The sequence below is a fragment of the Microbacterium sp. B19 genome, from assembly GCF_000333395.1.
In the GTDB taxonomy this organism is placed as follows: Bacteria; Actinomycetota; Actinomycetes; order Actinomycetales; family Microbacteriaceae; genus Microbacterium.
This window is the reverse complement of the sequence record NZ_BADA01000521.1, coordinates 1-1,657: the sequence shown is the minus strand read 5'-3', so window position 1 is coordinate 1,657 and position 1,657 is coordinate 1. Positions and strand designations below refer to the sequence as shown.

The 1,657-nt window shown below is 71.5% G+C and carries 1 protein-coding gene; it reads right to left on the bottom strand.

Annotated features, from left to right (window positions below; genetic code table 11):
• A partial coding sequence (locus I5G_RS23395; RefSeq protein WP_022880288.1) for a fructose-specific PTS transporter subunit EIIC occupies nucleotides 1–1,657 on the bottom strand: 1,657 nt, incomplete at both ends.

Genomic DNA, 1,657 nt, shown 5'->3' with positions numbered 1-1,657 from the left:
GGCCATCGCGAGCGGCGGAACCATGCCGGCGGCCATGACCGCGGCCATGATCATGTAAGGCGTGGTGTTGGTCTGCGTGGCTGCGGCCAGGCCGTGGGTGGCGAAGACGTAGGCGACCTTGTTGACGGGGCCGCCGAGGTCGAAGCACATCATGAGGCCGAGGATGACGCCGAGGATGACGGCACCGGCACCGCTGCCGGCGAGCGACGTGAGACCGGCCGTGAGCTGCTCCATGAGCCACGCGATCGGGCGGCCGAGGAACAGGATCATCAGGCCCGAGGCGAAGATCGAGCCGAGGAACGGCACGATCACGACCGGCATGAGGCCGCGGAGCCAGCGGGGCGCGTCGAAGCGACCGAGCCACCACGCGATGAAACCGGCGAGCAGACCGCCGATGATGCCGCCGATGAAGCCGGCGTTCATGAGCACCGCGACCGCACCCGCGACGAAACCGGGGGCGATGCCCGGACGGTCGGCGATCGCGTAGGCGATGAAGCCCGCGAGCACGGCGACGATGAAGCCCATCGAGGTGGCGCCGATCTCGAAGGCCACCGAGCCGAGGTACTGACCCAGTCCGCCGGCGGGGAGGTCCCACAGCGAGTTCTGGATGATGACGTTGGCCGCGTCCTTGGTGACCTGGTATCCGCCGAGCAGGAAGCCCAGCGCGATGAGGAGGCCACCGCCGGCGACGAACGGGATCATGTAGCTGACACCGGTCAGCAGCCACCGCTGGATGCGACGACCGACCGACTGCTGGGCGACGGGAGCGGCGGCGGAGGCTCCGGCGGCCGATCCGGCCACGCGCGGAGCGTTCGGGTTGGAGACGGCGGCGACGGCCTCGGCGATGAGTTGCTTCGGCTGTTCGATGCCGCGCTTGACGCCCGCGCGGATGACGGGCTTGCCCGCGAAGCGCTGCGGTTCGCGGACGTCGACGTCGACCGCGAAGATCACGGCGTCGGCGTCGTCGATGACGCTCTGCGGGAGGGCCTTGTAGCCGCTCGAGCCCTGCGGCTCGACGACGAGCTCGACGCCGTCGGCCTCGAGCCCCGCGGCGGTGAGCGCGTCCGCCGCCATGAACGTGTGCGCGATGCCCGTGGCGCAGGCCGTGACGGCGACGATCTTCGTCGTCTTCGTCGCCGTGGCCGTGCGCGCCTCGGCGCGGGTCGCCGCGGCCGGAGCCGCGGCCTCAACGGGGGCGGATGCCGGGGTGATGGCATCCGTGATGATCCGGACCGCGTCGGTCGCGGTCGCCGCGGCACGGAGTCCGCCGGTGAACTCCGGCTTCATGAGGCTGCGGGCGAGCTGCGACAGCACCGCGAGGTGCGCCTCGTCGGCACCCTCGGGCGCGGCGATGAGGAAGACGATGTCGGCGGGTCCGTCGGGAGCACCGAAGTCGACTCCGGGGGTCAGGCGCGCGAAGGCGAGCGTCGGCTCGGTGACCGAAGCGCTGCGGGCGTGCGGGATGCCGATGCCGCCGGGGAGCCCGGTCTCGTCCTTCTGCTCGCGGGCCCACGCGTCGTCGAAGAGTTCCTGGGCGCTCGTGGCGCGGCCCTGCGCGACGACGCGCTCGGCCAGAGCACGGATGACCGACTGCTTGTCGGCCCCCAGGGGCGCGTCGAGGCTGACGAGCTCCGGTGGATGATGTCGGACATGTTCG